This is a genomic window from Lysobacter sp. Root494 (genome assembly GCF_001427225.1).
Lineage (GTDB): Bacteria > Pseudomonadota > Gammaproteobacteria > Xanthomonadales > Xanthomonadaceae > Agrilutibacter.
This window is the reverse complement of sequence record NZ_LMFH01000001.1, coordinates 398,179-422,859: the sequence shown is the minus strand read 5'-3', so window position 1 is coordinate 422,859 and position 24,681 is coordinate 398,179. Positions and strand designations below refer to the sequence as shown.

The window sequence follows — 24,681 nt, the reverse complement described above, 5'->3', positions numbered from 1 at the left end:
GTCATTCCTGCGAAAGCGACTCCTCGCGATCGTCATTCCCGCGAAGGCGGGAATCCAGCGACTTTCGTTCAATGACCGAAACTTCCGAAGAGCAAGGACACCGGATTCGCGGAATGACGAGAAAAAGCTTCGAGGGAACGACGAGCAAAAGCGAAAGCGTGTAGCCCGGGGGCCACACGTTCTACCTGGCCCTCAGCGGTCGTAATTGCTCAGCGCCAACCCGAGCAACGAACGCGCCTGCTCCCGCAGTGACGCCGGCTCGACGATCTCCGCATCGCTGCCGTAATGCATCACGTCCATCAGCAGTTCGCGGCCCGCGCTGTAGGGCACCTTCAGTTCGTAGCGGCCGTCGGGCAGGTAGCGGCCCTGCTGCTGCGAGTGCCAGTGTTCGTCAGCAACCCAGCGCGCCGCCTTGGCGCTGAACAGGATCGTCGCCCAGCCCTTGGGTGTGCCGGAAAAGATGCCGTAGCTCGACGCCAGGTGCTGGTCGAGTTCCTCGTCCGCACGGTCGATGGCGGCGTCCTCGAGCACCTTTGCCGCGCTGATGCGATCCACCGAGAAGCTGCGCAGCGCGTCGCGGTCGTGGTCCCACGCATCGAGATACCAGTTGTCGCGATAGTGGGTCAGGCGTTGCGGCGACACCATGCGGCGCGTTTTCTCGTCGGTCGAGCGCGCGCGGTATTCGAAGCTGAGCTGCTTGCGGTCCAGCACCGCGGTGGCGACCGCGCGGAACGCGGTTTCGTCGAGCCTGCGGGTGCGGTGCGGGACGACGCGCACGCGTTCGACCGGAAGCCGGCGTCCGCCCGCGTGTTCGTCGAGCAGTTTCTCGATGCGCTGCTGCAGGGGCGCGAGCGCATTCGAGAGCATCCCGCCGCCGCTGCGCATGAGCAGCTGCTGCGCGGCGAGCAGCGCATGCAGTTCTTCCGAACTCAGCCACAGGCCCGGCAGCTCGAAGCGCTGCGCGTCGTTGTGGTCATAGCGGAATCCCGCCTCGCCATTGCCGATCACCGGCGCCATCAGATAGTCGCGCAGGTAGGCGAGGTCGCGATAGACCGTCGCGCGCGAGCATTCCAGGTCCTCCTGCAGCCGCTGCACCGTTACCGGGTAACGGGCCGCGCTGAGGATGCGATGCAGGGCGTGGATGCGTTCGATGCGTTCCATGTGGGTCGGCGAGCCTGGGGAGAGTGGCCACGCATGGCCGCGCGGGCGGCATGGTCGGCGAGCGGCCGCCAGTATGGCGAAAAACCCGCGACAGGTTCAGTGCTGGCCGGACCGGACGTGCCTTTGCCGTTTTCGTGACAGTCCCCACCTTCTTTTCCGGAGCCTCCGCATGACCGCGCTGCGTCCATCCGTTTCCGTGCTGCTCGCCGCCGTTGGCCTGGCTTTCGCAGGTGGATGCTCGCGTGATGAAGCGTCCTTGCACATGCCTACCGCGGCGGAAGCCACGGCGCCGGTGGCGAGCGCGTCCTCATCGCTGGCGGATGCGGTGGAAGCGATCAATCCACTGAGCGCGAAGGACGAGATGAGCAAGGCGATGGAGGCGTTCCTCGGCGTCAGGAGTTTCCATGCCGACATGACGACGTCGACGCCGAAGGGCGACATGACCATGGACATGGACTTCGCCGCGCCGGACCGCTTCCGCATGAAGACGCCGATGGGCACGCAGTACGTGATCGGCGACACCATGTACATGACGATGAACGGGCGCACGATGAAGATGGCGCTGCCCAAGGGCCAGGTCACCCAGTACCGCGATCCGGCGCAGCTGGAGGCGAACAAGGCGACGATGACCGTGGAAGCGCTCGGCAGCGACAGCATCGACGGCCAGCGCGCGCGCAAATTCCTGATCCGCAACACGCAGCCGCGGCCCAGCGAATCCACGATCTGGATCAGCGGCGAGGGCTATCCGCTGAAGATGGAAATCGCCGGCCAGGGCAACGAGAACGTGCGCATGGTCGTGCGCTACTCGCGCTTCAACGATCCGGCGATCCGGATCGATCCGCCGCAATAAGCGGGTGGATTCACGAGCCGAGCGGATCCCGCCGGATTTGCGCGGCTTCGAAGGCAGCGGCTGCGAACGCGCCTACAATGCGCACCCATGCGACTGCCCGGACCGCCCGTGATCGACTATTCGCCGTCACCGTGCATCGAAGGCCGCATGCCTTCGCGATGCCAGTGGCATCGCGCATGTGGCCTGAGGGTCCGCCATTCATGGCGGACTGAAGCATGAAGGAACCGGACATCAACCTGTCCCCGTCTCCCGGGGACGGGTTCAGGACCACCACCTGCTACATGTGCGCCTGTCGCTGCGGCATCAAGGTGTGGCTGGCCGACGGCAAGGTGCGTTACATCCAGGGCAATCCCGGGCACCCGGTCAACAAGGGCGTGCTCTGCGCGAAGGGCTCGGCCGGCATCATGCAGCACTACTCGCCGGCGCGGCTCGACAAACCGCTGCTGCGCGTGGGCGAACGCGGCAAGGCCCAGTTCCGCGAGATCGAATGGAACGAAGCGCTGGAGATCGCGACCTCGTGGCTCGCGCCGATCCGCGAGCGCAATCCTGACGAACTCGCCTTCTTCACCGGCCGCGACCAGTCGCAGGCACTCACCGGCTGGTGGGCGCAGCAGTTCGGCACCATCAATTACGCCGCGCACGGCGGCTTCTGCTCAGTGAACATGGCCGCGGGCGGGCTGTACACGCTCGGCGGTTCGTTCTGGGAATTCGGCGAGCCCGACTGGGAGCACGCGAAGTACCTGATGATGTGGGGCGTGGCCGAAGACCACGACTCCAATCCGATCAAGCTCGGCCTCGGCAAGCTCAAGGCGCATGGCGCGAAGATCGTCGCGGTCAATCCGGTGCGTACCGGTTATGGCGCGATCGCGGACGAATGGATCGGCATCCGGCCTGGCACCGATGGCCTGTTCGCATTCGCGCTGATCCATGAATTGCTGAAGGCCGATCGCATCGATCTGGACTATATGGTGCGCTACACGAATGCGCATTGGCTCGTGGTGCGGAATCCCGGTGGAAGCGACGACGGATTGTTCGTGCGCGATGCCGAAGGGAAACCGCAGTGCTTCGACAAGCACGCGAATGCGCCCGCCGATGCGAATTCGATCGATGTCGCACCTGCGGTGGTCGGTGAAGTAACGCTGGCCGATGGCCGCCGCGCCGTGCCCGTTTTCCATCTCATCGTCGAGCGCTATCTCGACCCGCAATACGCGCCGGATGCGGTCAGCGAGCGCTGCGGCATTCCCGCCGACACCATCCAGCGCATCGCGCGCGAGCTGGCCGAAGCCGCGTTCGACAACGAGATCCGGCTGCCGGTGAAGTGGACGGACGCGCACGGACGCGAACACAGCGAAATGATCGGCCGTCCCGTCGCCATGCATGCAATGCGCGGCATCAGCGCGCACAGCAATGGTTTCCACACTTGTCGTGCCCTCCATCTGCTGCAATTGCTGCTCGGCGCGGTGGATACGCCGGGCTCGTTCCGCTACCAGCCACCGTTCCCGAAACCGATTGCGCCACCGAACCGGCCCGGCAAATCGCGCCAGCCCAATGGCGTGCTCGATGCGGCGCCGCTTGGTTTCGTGCATTCACCCGAGGATCTCGTCGTCGATGCGCAGGGCCATCCGCGACGCATCGACCACGCCTATTCGTGGGCGTATCCGCTGTCGGCCCACGGCATGATGCATGGTGTGATCCGCAACGCGTGGGCCGGCGATCCCTACAGGATCGACACGCTGATGATGTTCATGGCGAACATGAGCTGGAACTCATCGATGAACACGCGCGAGACGATCGCGATGCTCACCGATCGCGACGAAAGCGGCGAGTACCGGATTCCACGCATCATCTACGCCGATGCGTACGCATCCGAGATGGTCGCCTACGCCGACCTGGTCCTGCCGGACACGACCTATCTCGAGCGTTTCGATGCGATCTCGCTGCTCGACCGCCCCATTTCCGATGCCGATGCCGCGATCGACGCGATCCGCCACCCGGTGCTCGATCCGGCGAAACAACGCGAGGGCCGCGACGTGCGCGGCTTCCAGAGCGTGCTGATCGATCTCGGCGCGCGGCTTGGCCTGCCAGGCCTGTGCAACGATGACGGTTCGCCGAAGTACCGCGACTACGCCGACTACATCCAGCGCCACGAACGCGCGCCAGGCGTGGGCCTGCTCGCCGGCTGGCGTGGCGAGGACGGCTCACTGGAAGCCAAGGGCGCACCGAATCCCGAACAACTGCAGCGGTACATCGAGAACGACGGTTTCTGGCGCAGCGAGATTCCCGAGGACGCGCGCTATTACAAGATGGCCAACCGCGGCTACCTCGAATGGGCGCAGAAGATGGGCTTCCTCGCCGGCACGGCGCCGATCACGCTGCAGCTGTATTCGGAGACGCTGCAGAAGTTCCGCCTCGCCGCCCAGGGCTTCGGCGGGCACCAGCCGCCTCTGCAGCATCGCGAGCGCGTGGCGACGTATTTCGATCCGCTGCCGATCTGGTACGAGCCGTTCGAAGGCGACCAGATCGCCGGCGTGGACGAACAGTTCCCGCTCAGCGCCATCACCCAGCGCCCGATGTTCATGTACCACGCGTGGGGTTCGCAGAACGCATGGCTGCGCCAGATCGCGACGCGCAATTATCTCTACCTGCATCCGGCCACCGGTGCGAAGTACGGGTTGGCCGACGAGGACTGGATCACCGTGACCTCGCACCACGGCACGATCACCGTGCAGGCAAAGTTCGCCGCCAACATGCAACCCGACACCGTGTGGACCTGGAACGCGATCGGCAAGCGCAAGGGCGCGTGGCGCCTCGACAAGGATGCACCCGAAGGCAGGCAGGGTTTCCTGCTCAACCACCTGATCAGCGACATCACCCCGCGCGGGGATTACTTCAACGCCGACCCGGTCACCGGACAGGCCGCATGGTTCGACCTGCGCGTGCGCATCGCGAAGGCCGAGCACGCCAGCGAAAGCGCGCCGCAATTTGCGCCATTGAAGATGGGCGAAGCCGACAACCGGCCACTACGTTATGGCGCTGTCTTCCGCGCGTCCCGCGCGGAAGCAAAAGACGAATCGACCCGCGCGGCGCGCGCCGAAGAGGAACAGGCATGACCGCACGCAAGCTCGCCGGCTTCTCCTGCGTCGCGGCCGGCTTCGCATTGATCCTGTCGCTGGGTTACGGCGTGATCGATCCGGTCGGCGCTTCGCTCGCGCAGGCATCCTCGATGGGCGCGGTGCTGATCGCGCTGGCGCCGAGCGTGCTGATGGCGCTGGGCCTGTTTGCGATCGGGCTGTGGCTGCTGAAATCGGCGCGCATGAACGGAAAGGGAAAGAAGTGACGTCGCTGCCTCCGCCTTCGCCGAAGAAGCTCGGCCTGGTGATCGACCTCGACACCTGCGTGGGTTGCCACGCCTGCGCGGTTGGCTGCAAGCAATGGAACAGCGGCGGTTTCGCGGCCCCGCTCACCGACGAACAGCCCTACGGCAAGGAACCCAGCGGCGTGTGGTTCAACCGCGTACACAGCTACGAGGTCGCCGCAACCGACTTCACCACGCCCGCGCATGATCCGGGCGAACACAACGCGCTCAATCTTGCGCAGAGCACGTCTTCGACCGCCTGCAGTTCGACCACGCCACTCGCGCAGCAGCTCGCCGCGCAGCCGGCGATGACCCTGCACTTCCCGCGCTCCTGCCTGCATTGCGAGACACCGGCGTGCGTCACCGTGTGCCCGACCGGCGCGAGCTACAAGCGCGCCGAAGACGGCATCGTGCTGGTCGACGAGGACAAGTGCATCGGCTGCAAGCTGTGCTCGTGGGCGTGCCCGTACGGCGCACGCGAATATTCGCCGGTCGAAGGCGTGATGAAGAAATGCACGCTGTGCATCGACCGCATCTACAACGAGAACCTGCCCGAGGCCGAGCGCGAACCGGCCTGCGTGCAGGTCTGCCCGACCCGCGCGCGCCATTTCGGCGATCTTGGCGACCCGGAATCGAAAGTATCGAAGCTCGTGGCCGAGCGCGGCGGTGTCGCGCTGATGCCGGAACTGGGCTATGCACCGGTCAATCGTTACCTGCCGCCGCGGCCGCGCCGCGCGGGCAACGAAGCAGCGAAGAACGATCCGGTAGCGGAAACCGAAACGCTGGACACGACGGCATTGCCGCCTGTGCTGCGCTGGCTCGATCGGGTGCTGTCGCGATGAATGCCCGTAGCATGCAACTCCCATTTAGTCATTCCCGCGAAGGCGGGAATCCAGTGACTTTCGCGATGGACCGCAAAATAGAGAGCCGCTGGATTCCCGCCTTCGCGGGAATGACGATGATTTAGCTCAACCGGTTTTCGACATGCATCCCGCGTTCTCCGTCATCTTCTTCACAACACTCTCGGGCGCCGGCTATGGCCTGCTGATCTGCAGCGCGATCGCCGCCGTGTTCCGTTGGGCCGGCGCACGACCACTGCTGGCCTGCGTGGCCCTCGGACTGATGATGGTGACCGTCGGCCTGCTCAGCTCGATGGCGCACCTGGGAAAACCATCGCGCGCCTGGCGTGCGTTCTCGCAGTGGCGCACCTCGTGGCTGTCGCGCGAAGGCGTGATGGCGATCGCAACCTACGTGCCGGCGGTGCTGGTGGCCGCGATGCTCCTGCCCGGCATGTTGTCGCCGGATGCCGAAGGCGCACCCGTGATGGCCAACATGCTGGGTGTGATCGCGGCACTAGCGCTGGTCGCGTGCGCGCTCATCACCGTCGTATGCACGGCCATGATCTATGCATCGCTGAAACCGGTCCCGGCCTGGCGGCATGCATTCGTGGTGCCGGTGTACCTGCTGTTCTCGCTGCTGACCGGCGGCCTGCTGTGCAGTGCACTGATTGGCTTCGATGGTTATGTCGGCAACGGGGTGGCAATGGCCGGAATAGCCATAGCGACCGTCGTGGCCGTGCTGAAGTGGCGTTACTGGCGCGACATAGACACCACGCCGCTGGCCCAGACCCGCGCCGATGCGGTCGGGCTGCCAGGCCGCGATGTCAGCGTGTTCGAGCGCCCGCATACCGAGTCGAATTACCTCACCCGCGAAATGGGTTTCGTGGTCGCCCGCAAGCACTCGCGCCGGCTGCGGATCGTCGCCTTGGCGCTGTTTGCGGTCCTTCCGACTTTGCTCATGCTGCCGGTTTGGCTGTTCGTGCACCTCGACACGGGGCCCTGGCTCACCGCGGCCGCAATTAGCGCGCTGCTCGGTGCGGTGGTCGAACGCTGGCTGTTTTTCGCCGAAGCGCGGCACCTGGTCACGCTGTACTACTGAGGCGCACGCGTCGATGTCGAGCAGTGCTTACGCATGGTGTTGCAGCGCGCCGCCGCGCAACGGCGTTCGCTCCACTGGTGGCCGCCTTGCACACGCCTGATTCGCCACAGGCGCAGCGGATGAATACCGCCATGGGGCTGCTCCGCAGTGGTGCGCTGCCCGAGGCACTCGCGCTGGCGCGCCAACTCGTGGCAGCGAGCCCGATGAATGTCGAGGCGCGTCAACTGCTGGCGATTTGTCTGGCGCGCACCGGCGACGCTGACGAAGCGGAACGTGAATTCGCGCAGGCACTGCGGCTCGCGCCGGCCCACCCGCATGTGCTGGCCAACCTGGCCACCCTGTTGCGGAGCGCAGGCCGCGTGCACGAAGCGATCCCGTTATGGCGCCGTGCGACTGAGGCGAATCCGGGCCACCTCCAGGCCTGGATGGATCTGGGCGCGGCCGAGTTGTCCATCGGTCACAACCGTAAAGCGGCAACGGCTTTCGAGCGGGCACTCGCGCTGCAGCCCTCGGCACGCGCCTGGCACTACCTGGGCAATGCCAGACGCGCCGAAGGCGAGTTCGCGCTGGCGGAAACCGCTTTCCGCAACGCCATTGCGCTCGACCCCCGTTCTGCAAGTGCATTCATCAATCTCGGCGCGGTCTTGCGGCTGCTCGGGCGCGCGACGGAAGCCATTCCCTGTTACGAACATGCCCAAACCCTGGGCTATCACGGCCCCGAGGTGCACGACGCACTGGTAGGTGCGTTCACGGACACAGGCCGGATCGCGGAGGCGATGAGTCGCGCCCGGCGCCTGGTCGCGGAACACCCTGCCTTCGCAGACGGTCACCGGACACTGGCCAGCCTGCTATGGGAATACGGGCCGACGCTGGACGTCGCGGAAGATCCCTTCGCTCTCTTCGCCGCTGCCGCGGATGCGCAACCCTCGAATCTTGGGTTGCAGACCTCGTATCTCGCCCTGTTGCTCGAGTCGAACAAGGCCGAAGAGGCGGCAGCCCGCGCGGAACATGTGCGCAATCGAAGCGACTCCCCGTTGTTGATGCGAATGCATGCAGATGCGCTCGCACGGAGCGGACGCACCGAAAGCGCCAACGCCCTGTATGCCTCGCTGATCGACAGCGGCGAACGCAGCCCCGACTTCCTCAATGCCTACACGCGCCACCTGCTGGTCAGCGGTGAGTGGATATCGGCGACCGAACGCGCCGGCGACGTTCTGCAACAGGATCCCGGAAACCAGCAGGCCCTTGCCTATCTCGCCACCGCATGGCGCCTGCTGGGCGACGAGCGCGAGTTCTGGCTATGCGATTACGAGCGGCTGATACAGCCGATCGACATCGATCCGCCTCCCGGCTTTGGGAGCACGCAGGAATTCCTCGGCGCGTTGAATGCAACCCTCGACGAATTGCATCTGGCCGCGCGCGAGCCGATTCCCGAAAGCGTACGCGGCGGTTCACAGACACCCGGACAACTGTTCGGCCGGACGAACCCCGTTATCGAATCGACCGCAAGACTGTTGCAGGACACGGTCGGGCGCTGGCTATCGACGCTGCCCTTGGATCGCGAGCACCCCTTCCTGCGCCGGAAATCTCCCCGCATGCGGTATGCCGGTTCTTGGTCGGTAAAGCTTCGGGCGGCAGGCCGTCACGTCAACCATATCCATTCCCAGGGATGGATCAGTTCCGCGTTCTACGTGAAATTGCCGCCCTCGATGCTGTCGGCAGCTGAGTCCTCGACCGCGGGCTGCATCCAGTTCGGACAGCCTCCACTCGATATGGGACTCGGACTGCCCCCGCGTCGCGTCCTCCGTCCACGACCAGGCAGGCTGGTCCTGTTTCCCTCGTACATGTGGCACGGCACCGTGCCCTTCGACGATACCGAGCCGCGTATGACCGTCGCATTCGACCTGGTGCCCTCGCCATAGTGTGAGGCGCATCGCCTCTCCGGCTTTCATGCAGGGACGCGCGACGGCATCATGGACGCCAACTCGCGCTCCGGCCGCCCCACGCGATGCTCGCCCAGTGGTTCCTCGCCATCGTCAGTCCCTTCCTGACCACGCCGATGCCGGTGCAGGAAGCCGTGCCCGTGGAACCGATCAGCATCGATCCGATCTGGTTTCGCCCGGACTGCCTGCAGGTGGAATGCGGTGACGAGGAGTGGAAGCGCCAGCTGGAACCGCTGCCGGTATCGTCGAAACGACGACCGCGCCTGCCCGGCTTGCGCGCGGCACGGCCGCTGAGTGCACCCGCGCGGTCGCGCGAATCGCGCGCGGCGTACTCCAACGACTGGCGCATCGGCACGCGTTATGGATTGCAACTGGTACGCGACAGCGATACGCAGCTGGGTGTCGAATTCGGCGCGGGTTACCGCTTCGCGCCGCTGTACGACGACGGCGTGTCGCTGCCGGGGCCGGTTTTCCGCGGCGGCATCAGCATCGGCCAGCGCCTGGGCGAACGCGCGCAGTGGAGCCAGCGCGTGCAGTTCGAAACCGGCAACGGCGAGCGCTTCGTCAAGCAGATGCTCGGCGTCGACGTGGAGCTTCCCAGCGATTGGGAACTCGAAACCGATTACGTGATCCGCTACGACTCGCAGGGTGCGAGCGGCAGCGATACGGCCGAAGCCTGGCTAGGGTTGCGGCGGCGGTTCTGACGTTCGTAGCGCCAGCTGCGCGCGCAAACGCTGCATCACGCAAGCTACGTGCGCACAACGCACGTTACGCCGTCCTACGCCCCGCTCGCCGCGATCAACTCGCCGGCGCCCTGCTGCTGCAGCGATTGCGCGACCTCCAGCCCGAGGCCCTCGGGCGCGTTGCCGCGGCCCTGCGCCTGAGCGCGGATCGCGCGGCCGTCTGCGGCGGAACCCACCAGGCCGTGCAAGTACAGGCGTTCGCCATCCAACCGCGCGAAGGCGGCGACCGGCACGTGGCAGCTGCCGTGCAGCGCGCGGTTCATGGCGCGCTCGGCTTCGACGCAGGTGCGCGTGGCGGCGTGGTCGAGCGTTGCGCACAACGCGCGCGTGTCGGCGTCGTCTTCGCGGCATTCGATCGCGATGGCACCTTGCGCGGGCGCCGGCAGCCACTGCGGAGCATCCATGCGCGAACGGATGCGCGCATCGAAGCCGAGGCGCTGCAATCCCGCGCATGCGAGCACGATCGCGTCGTACTCGCCGGCATCGAGCTTGGCCAGGCGCGTGTTGACGTTGCCGCGCAGGTCGCGCAGCTGCAGGTCGGGGCGCAGCGCGCGCAGCTGCGCCTGCCGGCGCAGCGACGACGTGCCCACGACCGCGCCGTGCGGCAGCGCGTCGATGTCGTCGTAACGATTGCTGACGAACGCATCGGCGTGGTCGGCGCGCTGCAGGATCGCCGGCAAAGCGAAGCCAGGCTCCAGCTCCATCGGCACGTCCTTGAGCGAATGCACCGCGCAATCGGCTTCGCCGCGCAGCATCGCCAGCTCGAGCTCCTTGAGGAACAGGCCCTTGCCGCCGATCGCGGCAAGCGAACGATCCAGCACTTCGTCGCCACGCGTGCTCATCGGCACCAGCACGACGTCGAGGCCGGAATGCGCGGCGCGCAGGGCGGCGGCGACGTGCTCGCTCTGCCACAGGGCGAGCGGACTCTTGCGGGTGGCGATTCGGAGCAGGCGGGTCATGGGGACATTATCGCCTGCCTGCCGAGCGGCAGCGCCCCCGCGCAGGGAATGAGCAGGTAATCGGTTTTTGTAGGACAGACCAGGCCCGCACGGTGCGCGACATGGATGGCGCAAGCAAAGCCAAAGTCACTGGATTCCCGCCTTCGCGGGAATGACGAGCAAAGGCAAAAAGCCAACGAGTTACTCGACGACCAGAGTTACTCGACGATCAAAGATGCTTCAACGTATCCCGCAACCCCGCCACGCAGCGGCGGCTGACTTCCAGCGGCTGCTTGCCATGCCGCAGCATCGCCTGCACGTGGCCATCGGGGCTGCGCTTGAGTTCGACGATTTCGTGGCGCGCCACCAGGCAGTTGCGGTGGATGCGGACGAAGCGTTCGCCGAATTCCTCCTCCAGCGACTTCAGCGACTCCTCGATCAGGTCCTCGCCGCGCGCATGGTGGACGATGACGTACTTCTCCTCGGCGTGGAGGTAGTGCACCTCCTCCACTGGAATCAGCCGCAGGCTGCCGCGCAGGCGCGCGCACAGGTGGGTGCGGCGCTGGACGGGAGCCGTGCTCGAGGCCGCCGTCGCCTGTCCGCGGCCTGCGGCGAACGTGCGCACGCGTTCGATCGCGGCGGCGAGGCGCTCGGGGCGGACCGGCTTCACCAGGTAATCGATCGCTTCGGCTTCGAAGGCGGACAGCGCATGCGCGTCGTACGCGGTGCAGAAGACCACGGCGGGGCGCGGTTCGAACGCGGCGAGATGGCGTGCCGCTTCGAGTCCGTCGATGCCCGGCATCGCGATGTCGAGCAGCACGAGATCCGGTCGATGGGTGGCGCAGGCGTGCAGGGCTTCGTGGCCGTCGGCCGCGTCAGCGACGACTTCCACGCCCTTGATCTCGGCCAGCAGGTCGCGCAGGCGTTCGCGCGCCAGAGGTTCGTCGTCGGCGATGACTACCTTCATGCGGTCCTCTTGCTTCCCGTGTCCTTGCAACTCATGACTTGACCACCCTGGACTTGCCACTCACGCGGCGGCGCCGATGCTGCCGGTGATGATCGGCAGCCGAAGATCGACCTGATAGTAGCCCTCGTTCCACGCCGCGGTCATCCGGGCGCGCGGGCCATAGGCGTAACGAAGCCGCTGGGCGATGCTCTGCTGCGCGTGACGGTTGCCGGCGGGCCTGCCTCCATCGGTCACGTACCCGTTGCCCAGGGTAGGCAGGATGTCGCCCTCGCGCGGCGGCGGCGCTGGATTGCGGATGCAGATCGCGAGTTCGTCGCCGACCTGGGCGAGTTCGACTTCGATCTCACCCCCACCCGGCAGGCGCGAGACGCCGTGCAGCACCGCGTTCTCCAGCAATGGCTGCAGCACCAGGCGCGGCATCGGCATGCGCCACGGCAGCAGGTCGGCGCGGCGCCAGACGACGCGCAGGCGTTCCCCGAGGCGCAGCTGCTCGATGGCGAAGTAGCGCTCGCACAGCTCCACTTCCTCGCGCAGGGTGGAATCGGATTCGCCCGCACCGAGTGCGGCGCGGAACAGGTCGGAGAGGTCGAGCACCGCGCGCTCGGCCACCGCCGGGTTGCTGCGCACCAGGCCGGCGATGGTGTTCATGCTGTTGAAGAGGAAGTGCGGCTTGATCCTCGCCTGCAATGCATCGGCTTCGGCGCGCGCGCTGGCACGCACCTGCGCGGCCCAGGCGTCGTTCACGTACAGGTAGCGCAACACGACCGCGACGATCAGCGTCGTCATCGCCGCCGAGCCCCACACGAAGCGGAGCATCGACACGTTGTGCGGCACCAGTCCGTAACCGAGGCTGGTATCGATCACGTGGGCCATGGACGCGCCCAGCGCCGCGATCGCGCCGCCGCCCAGCAATGCGAGCGCCGTGCCCACCGGCTGCGAAAGGCGCGACAGCTGGTGCCGCGACACGCACAGCAACACCGATGCAGTGAGTGCGAGCCACAGCGAAAAGCCGCTGGCAGTGACGAAGCGTTCCAGGTCCCAATGCACGCCGCCCGGGGCGAGCGCGAGCACCACTACCACGAGCTCGGCCATGCCCAGCATCACCGCGAGGCGCGGCAACCGGCACAGGTCGGGTAGCCAGGGTTCCTGCGGGTCGCGGGGGGCCATGGGTGGGTGATCAGCCAGGCGTTTGTGCGGAAGCGAAGCGGTGCGCCATCCAGTCGCCGAGATCGCGGATCTCCTCCGCGCACACCTGGTGCGCCATCGGATACGCGTGCCAGTCGACGGTGAAGCCGAGTTCGCGCAACTTGCGCGCACTGAGGTCGCCGCCGGCATACGGCACCACCGGATCGAACTGGCCGTGCGCCATGAACAGCGGCTGCGTGGGTGCCGCCGGCGTCGTCTCCTTCACCAGGCGCTCGGCCATCGGCAGATACGTCGACAGCGCGATCACGCCGGCGAGCGGTTCGGTACGGCGCAACGCGGTCGCCAGTGCGATGGCGCCACCCTGCGAGAAGCCGGCCAGCAGCAGGCGCGAAGCAGGAATGCCGCGTTCGACTTCGCGCACGATCAAGGCTTCGGTCTGCGCGACGGATTCGTCGACACCGGCTTCGTCGGCGCGATTGGCGAGATTCATGTCGCGGATGTCGTACCAGGCGCGCATGCGCACCCCGTTGTTGATCGTCACCGCGCGCACCGGGGCGTGGGGGAAGACGAAACGCAGCGCGGGCCAACCATTGCGCACCAGTTCGGGCACGATCGGGGCGAAGTCGTTGCCGTCGGCGCCCAGGCCGTGCAACCACAGCACGCTCCATTCGGGCGCGGGGCCGGTTGCGTGTTCGACGGTTTCGAGCAGGGCGGTCGCGGAATCGTTCATGCGAGGCATTGTGGGGGCCAGACGCCGGCGCTTGCCAGCGTGGGCAGACAATCTGTCGTAGGTGCCGGGCTTGCCGGCACGCTTTGCGGCAATGATCACGAAGAACTGCGAAGCGGCAAGAGCGCCTTTGTCCTTGCCTTTGTTCGTCACGGGCCCCGTGGCGCAGCGGCGGGCGGGACGGATCAGGCCCGCAGGGCGCGCGGCATGGATGCCGCGCGTTTTTCGACAGGACACGGATGTCCTGTCGAAAAACCCCGGCCCGTCCGCGGACCCGGAGCGAAGCGGAGGGCGCGAGCATGCGGGGTGCCTTCTCTTTGGTTACTTTCTCTTGGGCAAGCAAGAGAAAGTGACCCGCGCCTTCAGGCGCGGAAGCTCTGGCTGTTCGCCAATCAACTGCAACACACCCCGTCTCACAACATGAGACACCGCCCCCGCATCCTCACCCGATGCACGGCCAAATCCGCCTGAACTTCACCTTTGACGGCGGCGCCCCCACCATTCAGGCCCCGCCCGCGCGGCGGCGGGATAATGACCAGGTGTCGCAGTCCGCTTCCCCCCTTGCTGGTTTTCATCCTGCCGTCGCCGCATGGTTCGAGCGCGCCTTCCCCGGCCCGACCGAAGCGCAGGCACTGGCCTGGCCGGCGATCCGTTCCGGCCGCCACACCCTGGTGGCCGCGCCGACCGGCTCGGGCAAGACGCTCACCGCCTTCATGTCCGCGATCGACGCGCTGGTACGCGAGGGCCTGGCGCAGGGCCTGTCGGACGAAACCCACGTCGTCTACATCTCGCCCTTGAAGGCGCTGTCGAACGACATCCACCTCAACCTCGAAGCGCCGCTCGAAGGCATCCGCGAAGAACTCGCGCGCCAGGGCCTGCCCGACGTCGAGATCCGCACCGCCGTGCGCACCGGCGACACGCCGCAGGGCGAACGCGCGCAGCTGCGCAAGAAGCCGCCGCACATCCTGGTCACCACGCCCGAATCGCTGTACGTGCTGCTGGGTTCCGACTCCGGCCGCGCGATGCTGGCGACGGCGCGCACGGTGATCGTCGACGAAATCCACGCGGTGGCCGCGAGCAAGCGCGGCAGCCATCTTTCATTGTCGCTGGAGCGTCTGGAAGCGCTGTGCGGGCGCCGTCTCACGCGCGTCGGCCTGTCCGCGACGCAGAAACCGATCGACGAAGTCGCACGTTTCCTTGTCGGCAGCGCCTATGTCGACAACGACAATCAACCCGACTGCGAAATCATCGACATCGGCTACGCGAAACAGCGCGACCTCGCGCTGGAAGTACCACCGACGCCGCTGCAAGCGGTGATGTCGAACGACCAGTGGGAGCAGGTCTACACGCGCTTGGCCGAGCTGGTCGAACAGCACTCGACCACCCTCGTCTTCGTCAACACACGGCGCATGGCCGAACGCGCCGCGCGCCACCTCGGCGAGCGCCTCGGCAAGGAACACGTCGCCGCGCACCATGGCAGCCTCGCCAAGGAGCTGCGCCTCGACGCCGAGCAACGCCTGAAGAGCGGCCAGCTCAAGGTGCTGGTCGCGACCGCATCGCTCGAACTGGGCATCGACATCGGCGACGTCGACCTCGTCTGCCAGCTCGGTTCGCCGCGCGCGATCGCCGCCTTCCTGCAGCGCGTCGGCCGTTCCGGCCACCATGTCGGTGGCGTGCCGAAGGGACGGCTGTTCCCGTCCTCGCGCGACGACCTGGCCGAATGCGCCGCGCTGCTCGACTGCGTGCGCCGTGGCGAACTCGACGCGGTGATCATCCCGCCCGCGCCGCTCGACGTGCTCGCACAGCAGATCGTCGCCGAATGCGCCGCGCGCGAATGGGAAGAGGACGCGCTCTACGAGTGGTTCCGCCGCGCCTGGCCGTACGCGAAGCTCGAACGCAAGGATTTCGATGCGGTCGTGAAGATGCTGGCGGATGGCTTCACCACGCGCCGCGGCACGCGCGCCGGTTACCTGCACCGCGATGCCGTGCACAAGCGCCTGCGCGGCCGCGCGGGCGGGCGCATGACCGCGGTGATGTCGGGCGGCACGATTCCCGACATGGCCGACTACAGCGTCGTGCTCGAACCGCAGTCGCAGAACATCGGCACGATCAACGAAGACTTCGCCATCGAGAGCATCGCCGGCGACATCTTCCAGCTCGGCAACGCCAGCTACCGCATCCTGCGCGTGGAGCCCGGCCGCGTGCGCGTGGAAGACGCACAGGGCATGCCGCCGAGTATTCCGTTCTGGCTGGGCGAGGCTCCCGGACGCAGCAATGAGTTGTCGCGGGGCGTGTCGCGCCTGCGCGAGGAAGTCGCTTCGCGCGTGACCCCGGCTCCCGCGCAAAGCGCTGTACTCCCGTCTTCGCACAACGACACAGGCGCGCCCGCGCAAGCGGAGGAAGCCGCTTCCGCCGCACAGGTCGCCAACGTGCTGTTCAACGAAGGGGCGATTGCAAAAGCCGCGCGCTGGCTGGTGGACGAGGTCGGCCTCACGCCCCCCGCCGCCCTGCAGCTCGCCGACTATCTCGGCCGCCAGCAGGCCTCGACCGGCGTCATGCCCACCCAGCAGACCATCGTCCTGGAGCGCTTCTTCGACGAATCCGGCGGCACCCAGCTGATCATCCACTCGCCCTACGGCAGCCGCCTCAATCGCGCCTGGGGCCTCGCGCTGCGCAAGCGCTTCTGCCGCAAGTTCAATTTCGAATTGCAGGCCGCGGCGACCGAAGACGCGATCGTGCTGTCGCTCTCGACCAGCCACAGCTTCCCGCTGATCGAAGTATCGAAATACCTGCATTCCTCGTCGGCTGAAGACATCCTCATCCAGGCGCTGCTCGACGCGCCGCTGTTCGGCGTGCGCTGGCGATGGAACGCCACCACCGCGCTCGCGCTGCCGCGCTTCATCGGCGGCAAGAAGGTCGCCCCGCAGCTGCAGCGCATGAAGTCGGAGGACCTGCTGGCGACGGTGTTCCCCGATCAGGTCGCGTGCCAGGAAAACATCGTCGGCGAACGCGAGGTGCCCGACCATCCGCTCGTCGCGCAGACGCTGGACGACTGCCTGCACGAGGCGATGGACACCGAAGGCTGGCTGGAACTGTTGCGGAAGATGGAGAGCGGCGAAGTCGACGTCGTCGCGCGCGATCTCACCGCGCCGTCGCCGTTCGCCGCGGAAGCGCTGAATGCACGGCCGTACGCGTTCCTCGACGACGCACCGCTGGAAGAACGCCGCACGCAGGCAGTGATGGCGCGTCGTTACGCCGATGCCGACAGCGCGGACGATCTCGGCCGCCTCGACTCGGCTGCGATCGAGGAAGTGCGCGAACAGGCCTGGCCGCAGGTGCGCAACGCCGACGAGATGCACGACGCGCTCATGGGTCTGGGCTGCATCACGCAGGAGGATGCGGAGGCGCACGCGTGGACGGACTGGCTCCAGCGGCTGGCAAAAGACCATCGCGCCACGCGCCTTATCGTAGGAGCGGCCTCGGACGCGACCGCCGACAGAGGGAATCCGCTGCAGCTGGACGACGCGGAGTCGCGGCCGGGGCCGCTCCTACAGGAATTGTGGTTCGCCGCCGAGCGCCTGCCGCAGGCCGACGCCGTGCATCCGCAGGTAAGGCGCGAGCCCGCCATCGAAGCGCCCGCCGAATTCGCGCAGGAAACCTGGACGCGCGAAGACGCGCTGGTCGAACTGTTGCGTTCGCGGCTCACCGGTCTGGGCCCCACGCCCGCGGCAACACTCGCCACTTCGCTCGCACTGCCGCAATCGGACATCGATTTCGCCCTGGTGAAGCTCGAAACCGAGGGCTACGTGATGCGCGGCCGCTTTTCGCCGCACGCCATCGAAGAGGAATGGTGCGAACGCCACCTGCTCGCGCGCATCCACCGCTACACCATCGGCAAGCTGCGCCGCGAGATCGAACCGGTCGAACCCCGCGACTTCATGCGCTTCCTGTTCGAGTGGCAGCGCGTGTCGAAGTCGGCGCGCGTAAGCGGACCCGAAGCGCTGGCCGGCGTGCTCGCGCAACTGGAAGGCTTCGAGGCGCCCGCCGCGGCGTGGGAAGGCGAACTGCTGCCGGCGCGCGTCAACGACTATTCGATCTCCTGGCTCGACGACCTGTGCACCGCAGGCCGCATCGCCTGGACGCGCCTGCGCGGCGCATCGTCCGAAGCCGCCGGCAACGGCCGCACCGCGCCGGTGCGCGCCACGCCCATCGTGCTGCTGCCGCGCCGCCACCTGCCGTTGTGGACGCCGCTCACCGCCGGCGCGCTCGACGACGGCCCTGCGCTGTCGTCGCGCGCGCAGCGCGTCGCCGATTACCTCAAGGACCACGGCGCCTCGTTCTTCGACGAGCTGGTCGCGGGCGCGCACCTGTTGCACACCGAACTGGAAGATGCCTTGGCCGAACTCGTCGCGCGCGGCCGCGTGACCTGCGACAGCTACGCGGGCCTGCGCGCGTTGCTGGTGCCGCAATCGAAGCGGCCCAGTGCGTTCGAAGGCCGCGGACGGCGCGGCCGGCGCGCGGCGCTGATGGGCATCGAGGATGCGGGGCGCTGGACGCTGACGCGCCGCTCTCAAGCTCGTCATCCCCGCGAAGGCGGGGATCCAGTGCCTTTGGCTTCCGCGGCCAAAGCGCAAAAGTCGCTGGATCCCCGCCTTCGCGGGGATGACGGGCAAAAGCAAAAGCCCGATGCCGATACCCTCGACCACATCGCCCGCACCTTGCTGCGCCGCTACGGCGTGGTGTGCTGGCGCATCCTCGAACGCGAGGCGCCGTGGCTGCCGCCGTGGCGCGACCTGCTGCGCGTCTACCACCGCCTCGAAGCCCGCGGCGAGATCCGCGGCGGCCGCTTCATCGCGGGACTGTCCGGCGAACAGTTCGCCTTGCCCGAAGCGATCGCCGCACTGCGGCAGATGCGTAAGCGCACGCCGGACGGCGAGTGGCTCGCGCTCTCCGCACTGGATCCATTGAATCTCGTCGGCACCGTCATCGCCGGCACCAAGGTGCCGCGCCAGTTCGGCGCGCGCGTGCTGTGGCGCGACGGAGTGCCCGTCGCCACGCTGGCCGCCGGCGAAGTCGCGTGGCTGGTGGTATTGCCCGCCACCGAACAGCGCGCCGCGCACAAGGTGCTGATGCGCGAACCGGAGCTGCATGCCACCAGCTTCGATTTCCCTGCGGAACTGCGGGCTTGGCTGGATGCCGAGGCGGTCGCGGCGGACACCGAGCCGTCGGCGCTGCGGGATCCGCCCCTTCCGTAGCCATTCCGGGGTCCGACGACGGGATTGCGAACCCTGTGATCGACCTTCCGACCCCTGCGATGGGGTCGCGGACCCCATGTGATCGACTTTCCGACCCCAACGATGGGGTCGCGGAGCCCATGTGATCGACCGTCGCACCCCAGCGATGGGGTCGCGCACCCCATGTGATCGACTTTCGGACCCCAACGATGGGTCGCGGAGCCCATGTGATCGATCTTCGGACCCCAAACGATGGGGTCGCAGAGCCCATGTGATCGACCTTCCGACCCCAACGATGGGGTCGCGGAACCCATGTGATCGACCTTCGGACCCCAACGATGGGGTCGCGGAACCCATGTGATCGACCTTCCGACCCCAGCGATGGGGTCGCAGAGCCCATGTGATCGACTTTCGGACCCCAACGATGGGGTCGCGGAGCCCATGTGATCGACCTTCAGACCCTAACGATGGGGTCACACACCCCATGCGGTCGGCATCCCCCAGCACGGCCGCGGAGCCTGCCGGTAGCGAGGTAACCCGAACAAGCGCATCGCGCGCACCCGGGGCGTCTCCCTCCGGAGAGAAAGGCATCCCGGGTGCGCTTTGCTTCCCCGGGTTACGGCATTCACGACACACCTGGCCTCGCTCCCGGGGTTCAATGCCCTGCACTGCGGCAGAATCCACCGACCTCCGCGCGGTTTCTTCATGTCCCCCTTCCGCCTCGTCCTGCTCCTCGCCCTGCTGCTCTGCGGTTCGCCGCAAGCCGCCGGCCGCGTGGCCGAAACACCGGCGCGCGTCTTCGCCGCCGCCAGCCTGACCAACGCGCTCGAGGAGATCGCGACGCAGTGGCAACGCGCCGGCCATCCGCGGCCCGTCCTCGCCTTCGGCGCGTCATCGACGCTCGCGAAGCAGATCGAAGCCGGCGCGCCCGCAGACCTGTTCGCGTCCGCCGATCGCAAGTGGATGGATTACCTCGACGCGCGCAATCGCATCGACCGCAACTCACGCGTCGAGATGCTCGGCAATACGCTGGTGCTGATCGCGCCGAAGGGCCACCGCTTCGACGCGAAGATGCAAGCCGGCTTCCGCATCGCCGATGCCTTCAAGGGGAAGTTGTGCACCGGCGAGCCCGATGTCGTGCCGGTGGGCATCTACGCGAAACAAGCCCTTGAGAAACTCGGCTGGTGGCAATCGCTGCAGCCGCGCATCGTCGGCGCCGACGACGTGCGCACCGCATTGGCGTTCGTCGAACGCGGCGAATGCGGTGCGGGCATCGTCTACGCGAGCGATGCGCGCATCAGCCGCAAGGTCGAAGTGCTTGCGGCGTTCCCCGCCCACACCCATGCGCCGATCGTGTATCCCTTCGCGCTGGTGAAGAACGCACGCCCGGAAGCGGCGGCCTTCCTGAATCATCTGCACACGCCACAGGCCGCCGCGGTGTTCCGCCGCCACGGCTTCACCGTGCTGGAGGACTGACGGCATGTGGCTTTCGCCCGAAGAAGCGCAGGCGCTCTGGCTATCGGCCAAGGTGGCGCTGTTCGCGACACTGGCCTGCCTGCCGCCGGCAATCGCGCTCGCATGGTGGCTGGAACGACGCCGCTTTCCAGGCCGCTTCCTCATCGATGCACTGGTGCAGTTGCCGATGGTGTTGCCGCCGGTGGTGCCGGGCTATCTGCTGCTGTTGCTGCTCGGCACGCAGGGACCACTCGGCGGGTGGCTGGAACGCAGTTTCGGAATCGTCGTGGCTTTCAACTGGAAGGGCGCAGTGCTCGCCTCCGCGGTAATGGCGTTCCCGCTGATGGTGCAGCCGATCCGCCTCGCGTTCCGCCTAATCGATGCGCGCCTCGAACACGCGGCGGCAACGCTCGGCGCACGGCCCTGGCGCGTGTTTTCCACGATCACGCTGCCGCTGGCGGCGCCCGGCCTGATCGCCGGTTGCGTGCTGTGCTTCTCGCGCAGCCTCGGCGAGTTTGGCGCGACGATGGCCTTCGTCGGCAACATTCCCGGCGAAACCCGCACGTTGCCGCTGGCGATCTATTCGCTCACGCACACGCCCGATGGCGAAGCCGGCGCGATGCGGCTTGCGCTGCTGTCGATCGCGCTCGCGGTCGCGGCGTTGCTGGCGAGCCACTGGATCAGTGCGCGCACCGAGCGCCGTCTCGGTTTCACAGATCACCGGAGCGCGCATGCTGAGCTTTGACTTCAGTTATGCGCGTGGCGGCTTCCAGCTGGACGCACGCGCCGATGTCGCGAATGGTGTCACCGGCATCTGCGGGCCGTCGGGTTCTGGCAAGAGCACGTTGCTGTTGTTGCTCGCGGGCCTGTTGAAGCCGCAATCCGGGCAGCTGCGCATGCGCGACGACGTGCTCGTGGATCGTGCACGGAAGATCTTCGTTCCGGCATGGCGGCGGCATTTCGGCCTCGTCTTCCAGGACGGGCAGCTGTTTCCGCACCTGAGCGTGCGCGACAACCTGCTCTACGGCTTCGAGCGCCTTGCACCCGCGTCGCGGTTGTTCACGCTCGATACCGTGCTGCAACTGCTGGAGATCGGCCATCTGCTCGAGCGTCGCCCTGCATTGTTGTCGGGCGGTGAGCGCCAGCGCGTCGCGCTGGGTCGCGCCCTGCTCTATTCGCCGCGATTGCTGTTGCTCGATGAGCCGCTGTCGTCGCTGGACGAGCGGTTGAAGCAGCAGATCCTGCCGTTCCTGAAGCGCGTGAAGGACGAGACGCGGATTCCGATGCTGTATGTCAGCCATGCGCAGGCGGAAGTGGAGTTCCTTGCGGATCGGGTGTTGATGATGGATCGCGGCAAGTTGGTTGATGTTGAGCGGATTACCGCGTCCAGCTAGTGCTTCACCACAGCCGAAGGCTGTTCAAGCAGGAATGACGAGCAAAGGAAGCGGCATTTCCGCATGTGAAGCGCCCGAACGGCCTTGACTCACGCCATATCCGCAACCATTTCAAGGACTGATGCCCTGCAGCAGATTGCGGGATAATCACGTTCTTCCCTCATGCCCGCCGCGCGCCCCGCGCCGCCCGCCACTCCAGGCCCGCCCATGAACAGCAAATACCGCAAACCCCTCCCCGGCACCTCGCTCGACTACTTCGATGCGCGCGCCGCCGTGGAAGCGATCCGGCCGGGCGCATGGGACGCGCTGCCCTATACCTCGCGCGTGCATGCGGAGAACCTCGTGCGTCGCGCCGATCCGGCCATGCTCGATGCGTACCTCGCGCAGCTGATCGAATGCCGCCGCGATCTCGACTTCCCGTGGTTCCCGGCGCGCGTGGTCTGCCACGACATCCTCGGCCAGACCGCATTGGTCGACCTCGCCGGCCTGCGCGATGCGATCGCGGACATGGGCGGCGATCCGGCGCAGATCAATCCGGTGGTGCCGACACAGCTGATCGTCGACCACTCGCTCGCGGTCGAATGCGGTGGTTACGACCCCGATGCATTCACCAAAAACCGTGCCGTCGAGGAGCGCCGCAACGAGGACCGCTTCCACTTCATCGAGTGGACCAAGCACGCATTCCGCAACGTCGACGTGATTCCGCCGGGCAACGGGATCATGCACCAGATCAACCTGGAGAAGATGTCGCCGGTCGTGCACGATGATCACGGCATTGCCTATCCCGATACCTGCATCGGCACCGACAGCCACACGCCGCACGTCGATGCGCTGGGCGTGATCGCGGTAGGCGTGGGCGGCCTCGAAGCCGAGAGCGTGATGCTCGGCCGCGCGTCGTGGATGCGCCTGCCGGAGATTGTCGGCGTCGAGCTGACCGGCAAGCCGCAGCCCGACATTACCGCGACCGACATCGTGCTCGCGCTGACCGAGTTCCTGCGCCAATCGAAGGTCGTCGGGGCGTACCTCGAATTCCGTGGCGAAGGCGCAGCCGCGCTGACGGTTGGCGACCGCGCGACGATTTCGAACATGGCGCCCGAATACGGCGCGACCGCCGCGATGTTCTTCATCGACGACAACACGCTCGACTACCTGCGCCTCACCGGCCGCGATGATGCACAGGTGAAGCTCGTCGAAACCTACGCGAAGCAGGCCGGCCTGTGGGCCGATGCGCTGGCGAACGCGCAGTACGAACGCACGCTGTCGTTCGACCTGTCGAGCGTCGGGCGCAACATGGCCGGCCCCTCGAATCCGCACAAGCGCCTGCCGACTTCGGCCCTGGCCGAGCGCGGCATCGCCGGCAACCTCGACGCCGCGCGTGCGCAGGAAGCGCAGGGGCTGTTGCCCGACGGCGCGGTGATCATCGCTGCGATCACGTCGTGCACGAATACGTCGAACCCGCGCAACGTCGTCGCCGCCGGCCTGCTCGCACGCAATGCCAATGCGCGCGGCCTGGTGCGCAAGCCGTGGGTGAAGACCTCGCTCGCGCCGGGTTCCAAGGCCGTGCAGCTGTATCTGGAAGAGTCCGCGCTGCTGCCGGAACTCGAACAGCTCGGCTTCGGCATCGTCGGCTTCGCCTGCACCACCTGCAACGGCATGAGCGGCGCGCTCGATCCGGCGATCCAGAAGGAAGTGATCGAACGCGACCTGTATGCCACTGCCGTGTTGTCGGGCAACCGCAACTTCGACGGCCGCATCCATCCGTATGCGAAGCAGGCGTTTCTCGCCTCGCCGCCGCTGGTGGTGGCGTACGCGATCGCCGGCACGATCCGCTTCGATATCGAGAAGGACGTGCTTGGCACCGATGCGCAGGGCAACCCGGTCACGCTCAAGGACATCTGGCCGAGCGATGAAGAGATCGACGCGATCGTGTCGCAGTTCGTGAAGCCGGAACACTTCCGCCGCGTGTACGAGCCGATGTTCAACGTCCGCGTCGAGCACGGCACCAAGGTCAGTCCGCTGTACGACTGGCGTCCGATGTCGACCTACATCCGCCGTCCGCCGTACTGGGAAGGCGCGCTCGCCGGCGAACGGACGCTGCGCGGCATGCGTCCGCTCGCGGTGCTCGGCGACAACATCACCACCGACCACCTGTCGCCGTCGAACGCGATCCTGCTCGACAGCGCCGCCGGCGAATACCTCGCGAAGATGGGCGTGCCTGAAGAAGACTTCAATTCCTACGCGACCCATCGCGGCGACCACCTCACCGCGCAGCGCGCGACCTTCGCCAATCCGAAGCTGCTCAACGAGATGGTGCGCGATGAAGCGGGCAATGTCGTACAGGGATCGCTCGCGCGTATCGAGCCGGAAGGCAAGGTCACGCGCATGTGGGAAGCGATCGAGACCTACATGGAGCGCCGCCAGCCGCTGATCATCATCGCCGGCGCCGACTACGGCCAGGGTTCCTCGCGCGACTGGGCCGCCAAGGGCGTGCGCCTGGCTGGCGTGGAAGCGATCGCCGCGGAAGGCTTCGAGCGCATCCATCGCACCAACCTGATCGGCATGGGCGTGCTGCCGCTGGAGTTCGAGGCCGGCACCGACCGCAAGTCGCTGGGCATCGACGGCACCGAAACCTTCGACGTGGTCGGCGAACGCACTCCGCGCGCGACGCTCACGCTGGTGATCCGGCGCAAGGACGGCAGCTGCAGCGAAGTGCCGGTGACCTGCCGCCTGGACACCGCCGAGGAAGTGTCGATCTACGAAGCCGGCGGCGTGCTGCAGCGGTTCGCACAGGATTTCCTGGCGACGTCGAAAGCGGCCTGACTCGTTCGTC

17 protein-coding genes are annotated in these 24,681 nt (G+C 66.9%); 12 read left to right on the top strand and 5 right to left on the bottom strand.

Going from position 1 to position 24,681, the window contains the following annotated elements; translation table 11 throughout:
• Window positions 1-192: 192 nt before the first annotated feature.
• Window positions 193-1,161, bottom strand: coding sequence for a YafY family protein (locus tag ASD14_RS01705; protein ID WP_056127935.1), 969 nt, complete (start codon window positions 1,159-1,161; stop codon window positions 193-195).
• A 169-nt stretch (window positions 1,162-1,330) separates the two neighbouring features.
• On the opposite strand from ASD14_RS01705, the gene ASD14_RS01700 reads away from it, so the two are divergent.
• From ASD14_RS01700 to ASD14_RS01670, 7 genes are all read left to right on the top strand, one after another.
• On the top strand, window positions 1,331-2,011 hold the full coding sequence (locus ASD14_RS01700) for a hypothetical protein (protein ID WP_056127932.1): 681 nt from the start codon (window positions 1,331-1,333) through the stop codon (window positions 2,009-2,011).
• 215 nt (window positions 2,012-2,226) lie between these two features.
• Entirely contained in the window at window positions 2,227-5,121 is a 2,895-nt protein-coding gene (locus tag ASD14_RS01695) for a molybdopterin oxidoreductase family protein (RefSeq protein WP_082538663.1), read from the top strand.
• A complete protein-coding gene (locus ASD14_RS16395; RefSeq protein ID WP_056127929.1) occupies window positions 5,118-5,348 on the top strand; it encodes a hypothetical protein in 231 nt (76 codons plus the stop codon). The genes ASD14_RS01695 and ASD14_RS16395 overlap by 4 nt, the downstream gene beginning before the upstream one ends.
• Complete coding sequence (locus tag ASD14_RS16390; RefSeq protein WP_056127926.1) at window positions 5,345-6,208, top strand: 4Fe-4S dicluster domain-containing protein; 864 nt, start codon at window positions 5,345-5,347, stop codon at window positions 6,206-6,208. Before ASD14_RS16395 ends, ASD14_RS16390 begins: the two co-directional genes overlap by 4 nt.
• A gap of 142 nt (window positions 6,209-6,350) precedes the next feature.
• Complete coding sequence (locus tag ASD14_RS01680; RefSeq protein ID WP_056127924.1) at window positions 6,351-7,304, top strand: DmsC/YnfH family molybdoenzyme membrane anchor subunit; 954 nt, start codon at window positions 6,351-6,353, stop codon at window positions 7,302-7,304.
• Window positions 7,305-7,423: 119 nt separating this feature from the next.
• Window positions 7,424-9,226 (top strand): tetratricopeptide repeat protein, encoded by a 1,803-nt coding sequence (locus ASD14_RS01675; RefSeq protein ID WP_056127921.1) that lies wholly within the window; start codon window positions 7,424-7,426, stop codon window positions 9,224-9,226.
• Window positions 9,227-9,312: 86 nt separating this feature from the next.
• Complete coding sequence (locus ASD14_RS01670) at window positions 9,313-9,951, top strand: DUF481 domain-containing protein (RefSeq protein ID WP_056127919.1); 639 nt, start codon at window positions 9,313-9,315, stop codon at window positions 9,949-9,951.
• Between the two features lie 74 nt (window positions 9,952-10,025).
• On the opposite strand, the gene hemC is transcribed toward ASD14_RS01670, so the two are convergent.
• From hemC to ASD14_RS01650, 4 genes are all read right to left on the bottom strand, one after another.
• Window positions 10,026-10,949 carry a hydroxymethylbilane synthase gene (gene hemC, locus ASD14_RS01665; RefSeq protein WP_056127916.1) on the bottom strand — a complete coding sequence of 308 codons (924 nt, stop codon included), beginning with the start codon at window positions 10,947-10,949 and terminating at the stop codon, window positions 10,026-10,028.
• Between the two features lie 208 nt (window positions 10,950-11,157).
• The gene (locus tag ASD14_RS01660) at window positions 11,158-11,895 is read right to left on the bottom strand and encodes a LytTR family DNA-binding domain-containing protein (RefSeq protein WP_056127913.1); all 738 of its coding nucleotides are present in this window, start codon (window positions 11,893-11,895) and stop codon (window positions 11,158-11,160) included.
• A gap of 60 nt (window positions 11,896-11,955) precedes the next feature.
• Entirely contained in the window at window positions 11,956-13,062 is a 1,107-nt protein-coding gene (locus ASD14_RS01655) for a histidine kinase (RefSeq protein ID WP_056127910.1), read from the bottom strand.
• Between the two features lie 10 nt (window positions 13,063-13,072).
• Window positions 13,073-13,771 (bottom strand): alpha/beta hydrolase fold domain-containing protein, encoded by a 699-nt coding sequence (locus ASD14_RS01650; RefSeq protein WP_056128868.1) that lies wholly within the window; start codon window positions 13,769-13,771, stop codon window positions 13,073-13,075.
• A gap of 536 nt (window positions 13,772-14,307) precedes the next feature.
• Between ASD14_RS01650 and ASD14_RS01645 the strand changes: the two genes are divergently transcribed.
• The 5 genes from ASD14_RS01645 (at window position 14,308) to acnD (ending at window position 24,671) form a co-directional block, all read left to right on the top strand.
• On the top strand, window positions 14,308-19,023 hold the full coding sequence (locus ASD14_RS01645) for a DEAD/DEAH box helicase (protein ID WP_235565278.1): 4,716 nt from the start codon (window positions 14,308-14,310) through the stop codon (window positions 19,021-19,023).
• Window positions 19,024-19,707: 684 nt separating this feature from the next.
• Window positions 19,708-20,478 carry a molybdate ABC transporter substrate-binding protein gene (modA, locus tag ASD14_RS01640; protein ID WP_056127906.1) on the top strand — a complete coding sequence of 257 codons (771 nt, stop codon included), beginning with the start codon at window positions 19,708-19,710 and terminating at the stop codon, window positions 20,476-20,478.
• 4 nt (window positions 20,479-20,482) lie between these two features.
• On the top strand, window positions 20,483-21,202 hold the full coding sequence (modB, locus tag ASD14_RS01635) for a molybdate ABC transporter permease subunit (protein ID WP_056127903.1): 720 nt from the start codon (window positions 20,483-20,485) through the stop codon (window positions 21,200-21,202).
• Window positions 21,189-21,851, top strand: coding sequence for an ATP-binding cassette domain-containing protein (locus tag ASD14_RS01630; RefSeq protein ID WP_056127898.1), 663 nt, complete (start codon window positions 21,189-21,191; stop codon window positions 21,849-21,851). The genes modB and ASD14_RS01630 overlap by 14 nt, the downstream gene beginning before the upstream one ends.
• A 207-nt stretch (window positions 21,852-22,058) precedes the next feature.
• Window positions 22,059-24,671, top strand: a complete 2,613-nt coding sequence (acnD, locus tag ASD14_RS01625) for a Fe/S-dependent 2-methylisocitrate dehydratase AcnD (RefSeq protein ID WP_056128865.1) — start codon at window positions 22,059-22,061, stop codon at window positions 24,669-24,671.
• Window positions 24,672-24,681 lie beyond the last annotated feature (10 nt).

Bases quoted from the DNA above. Each gene is read 5' to 3' on its own strand.
- ASD14_RS01670 (WP_056127919.1), top strand. From the start codon at position 9,313: ATGCTCGCCCAGTGGTTCCTCGCCATCGTCAGTCCCTTCCTGACCACG.
- ASD14_RS01680 (WP_056127924.1), top strand. From the start codon at position 6,351: ATGCATCCCGCGTTCTCCGTCATCTTCTTCACAACACTCTCGGGCGCC.
- ASD14_RS01675 (WP_056127921.1), top strand. From the start codon at position 7,424: ATGAATACCGCCATGGGGCTGCTCCGCAGTGGTGCGCTGCCCGAGGCA.
- hemC (WP_056127916.1), bottom strand. From the start codon at position 10,949: ATGACCCGCCTGCTCCGAATCGCCACCCGCAAGAGTCCGCTCGCCCTG.
- ASD14_RS01695 (WP_082538663.1), top strand. From the start codon at position 2,227: ATGAAGGAACCGGACATCAACCTGTCCCCGTCTCCCGGGGACGGGTTC.
- ASD14_RS16395 (WP_056127929.1), top strand. From the start codon at position 5,118: ATGACCGCACGCAAGCTCGCCGGCTTCTCCTGCGTCGCGGCCGGCTTC.
- ASD14_RS01700 (WP_056127932.1), top strand. From the start codon at position 1,331: ATGACCGCGCTGCGTCCATCCGTTTCCGTGCTGCTCGCCGCCGTTGGC.
- modA (WP_056127906.1), top strand. From the start codon at position 19,708: ATGTCCCCCTTCCGCCTCGTCCTGCTCCTCGCCCTGCTGCTCTGCGGT.
- ASD14_RS01650 (WP_056128868.1), bottom strand. From the start codon at position 13,771: ATGAACGATTCCGCGACCGCCCTGCTCGAAACCGTCGAACACGCAACC.
- ASD14_RS01655 (WP_056127910.1), bottom strand. From the start codon at position 13,062: ATGGCCCCCCGCGACCCGCAGGAACCCTGGCTACCCGACCTGTGCCGG.
- acnD (WP_056128865.1), top strand. From the start codon at position 22,059: ATGAACAGCAAATACCGCAAACCCCTCCCCGGCACCTCGCTCGACTAC.
- ASD14_RS01630 (WP_056127898.1), top strand. From the start codon at position 21,189: ATGCTGAGCTTTGACTTCAGTTATGCGCGTGGCGGCTTCCAGCTGGAC.
- ASD14_RS01660 (WP_056127913.1), bottom strand. From the start codon at position 11,895: ATGAAGGTAGTCATCGCCGACGACGAACCTCTGGCGCGCGAACGCCTG.
- ASD14_RS01705 (WP_056127935.1), bottom strand. From the start codon at position 1,161: ATGGAACGCATCGAACGCATCCACGCCCTGCATCGCATCCTCAGCGCG.
- modB (WP_056127903.1), top strand. From the start codon at position 20,483: ATGTGGCTTTCGCCCGAAGAAGCGCAGGCGCTCTGGCTATCGGCCAAG.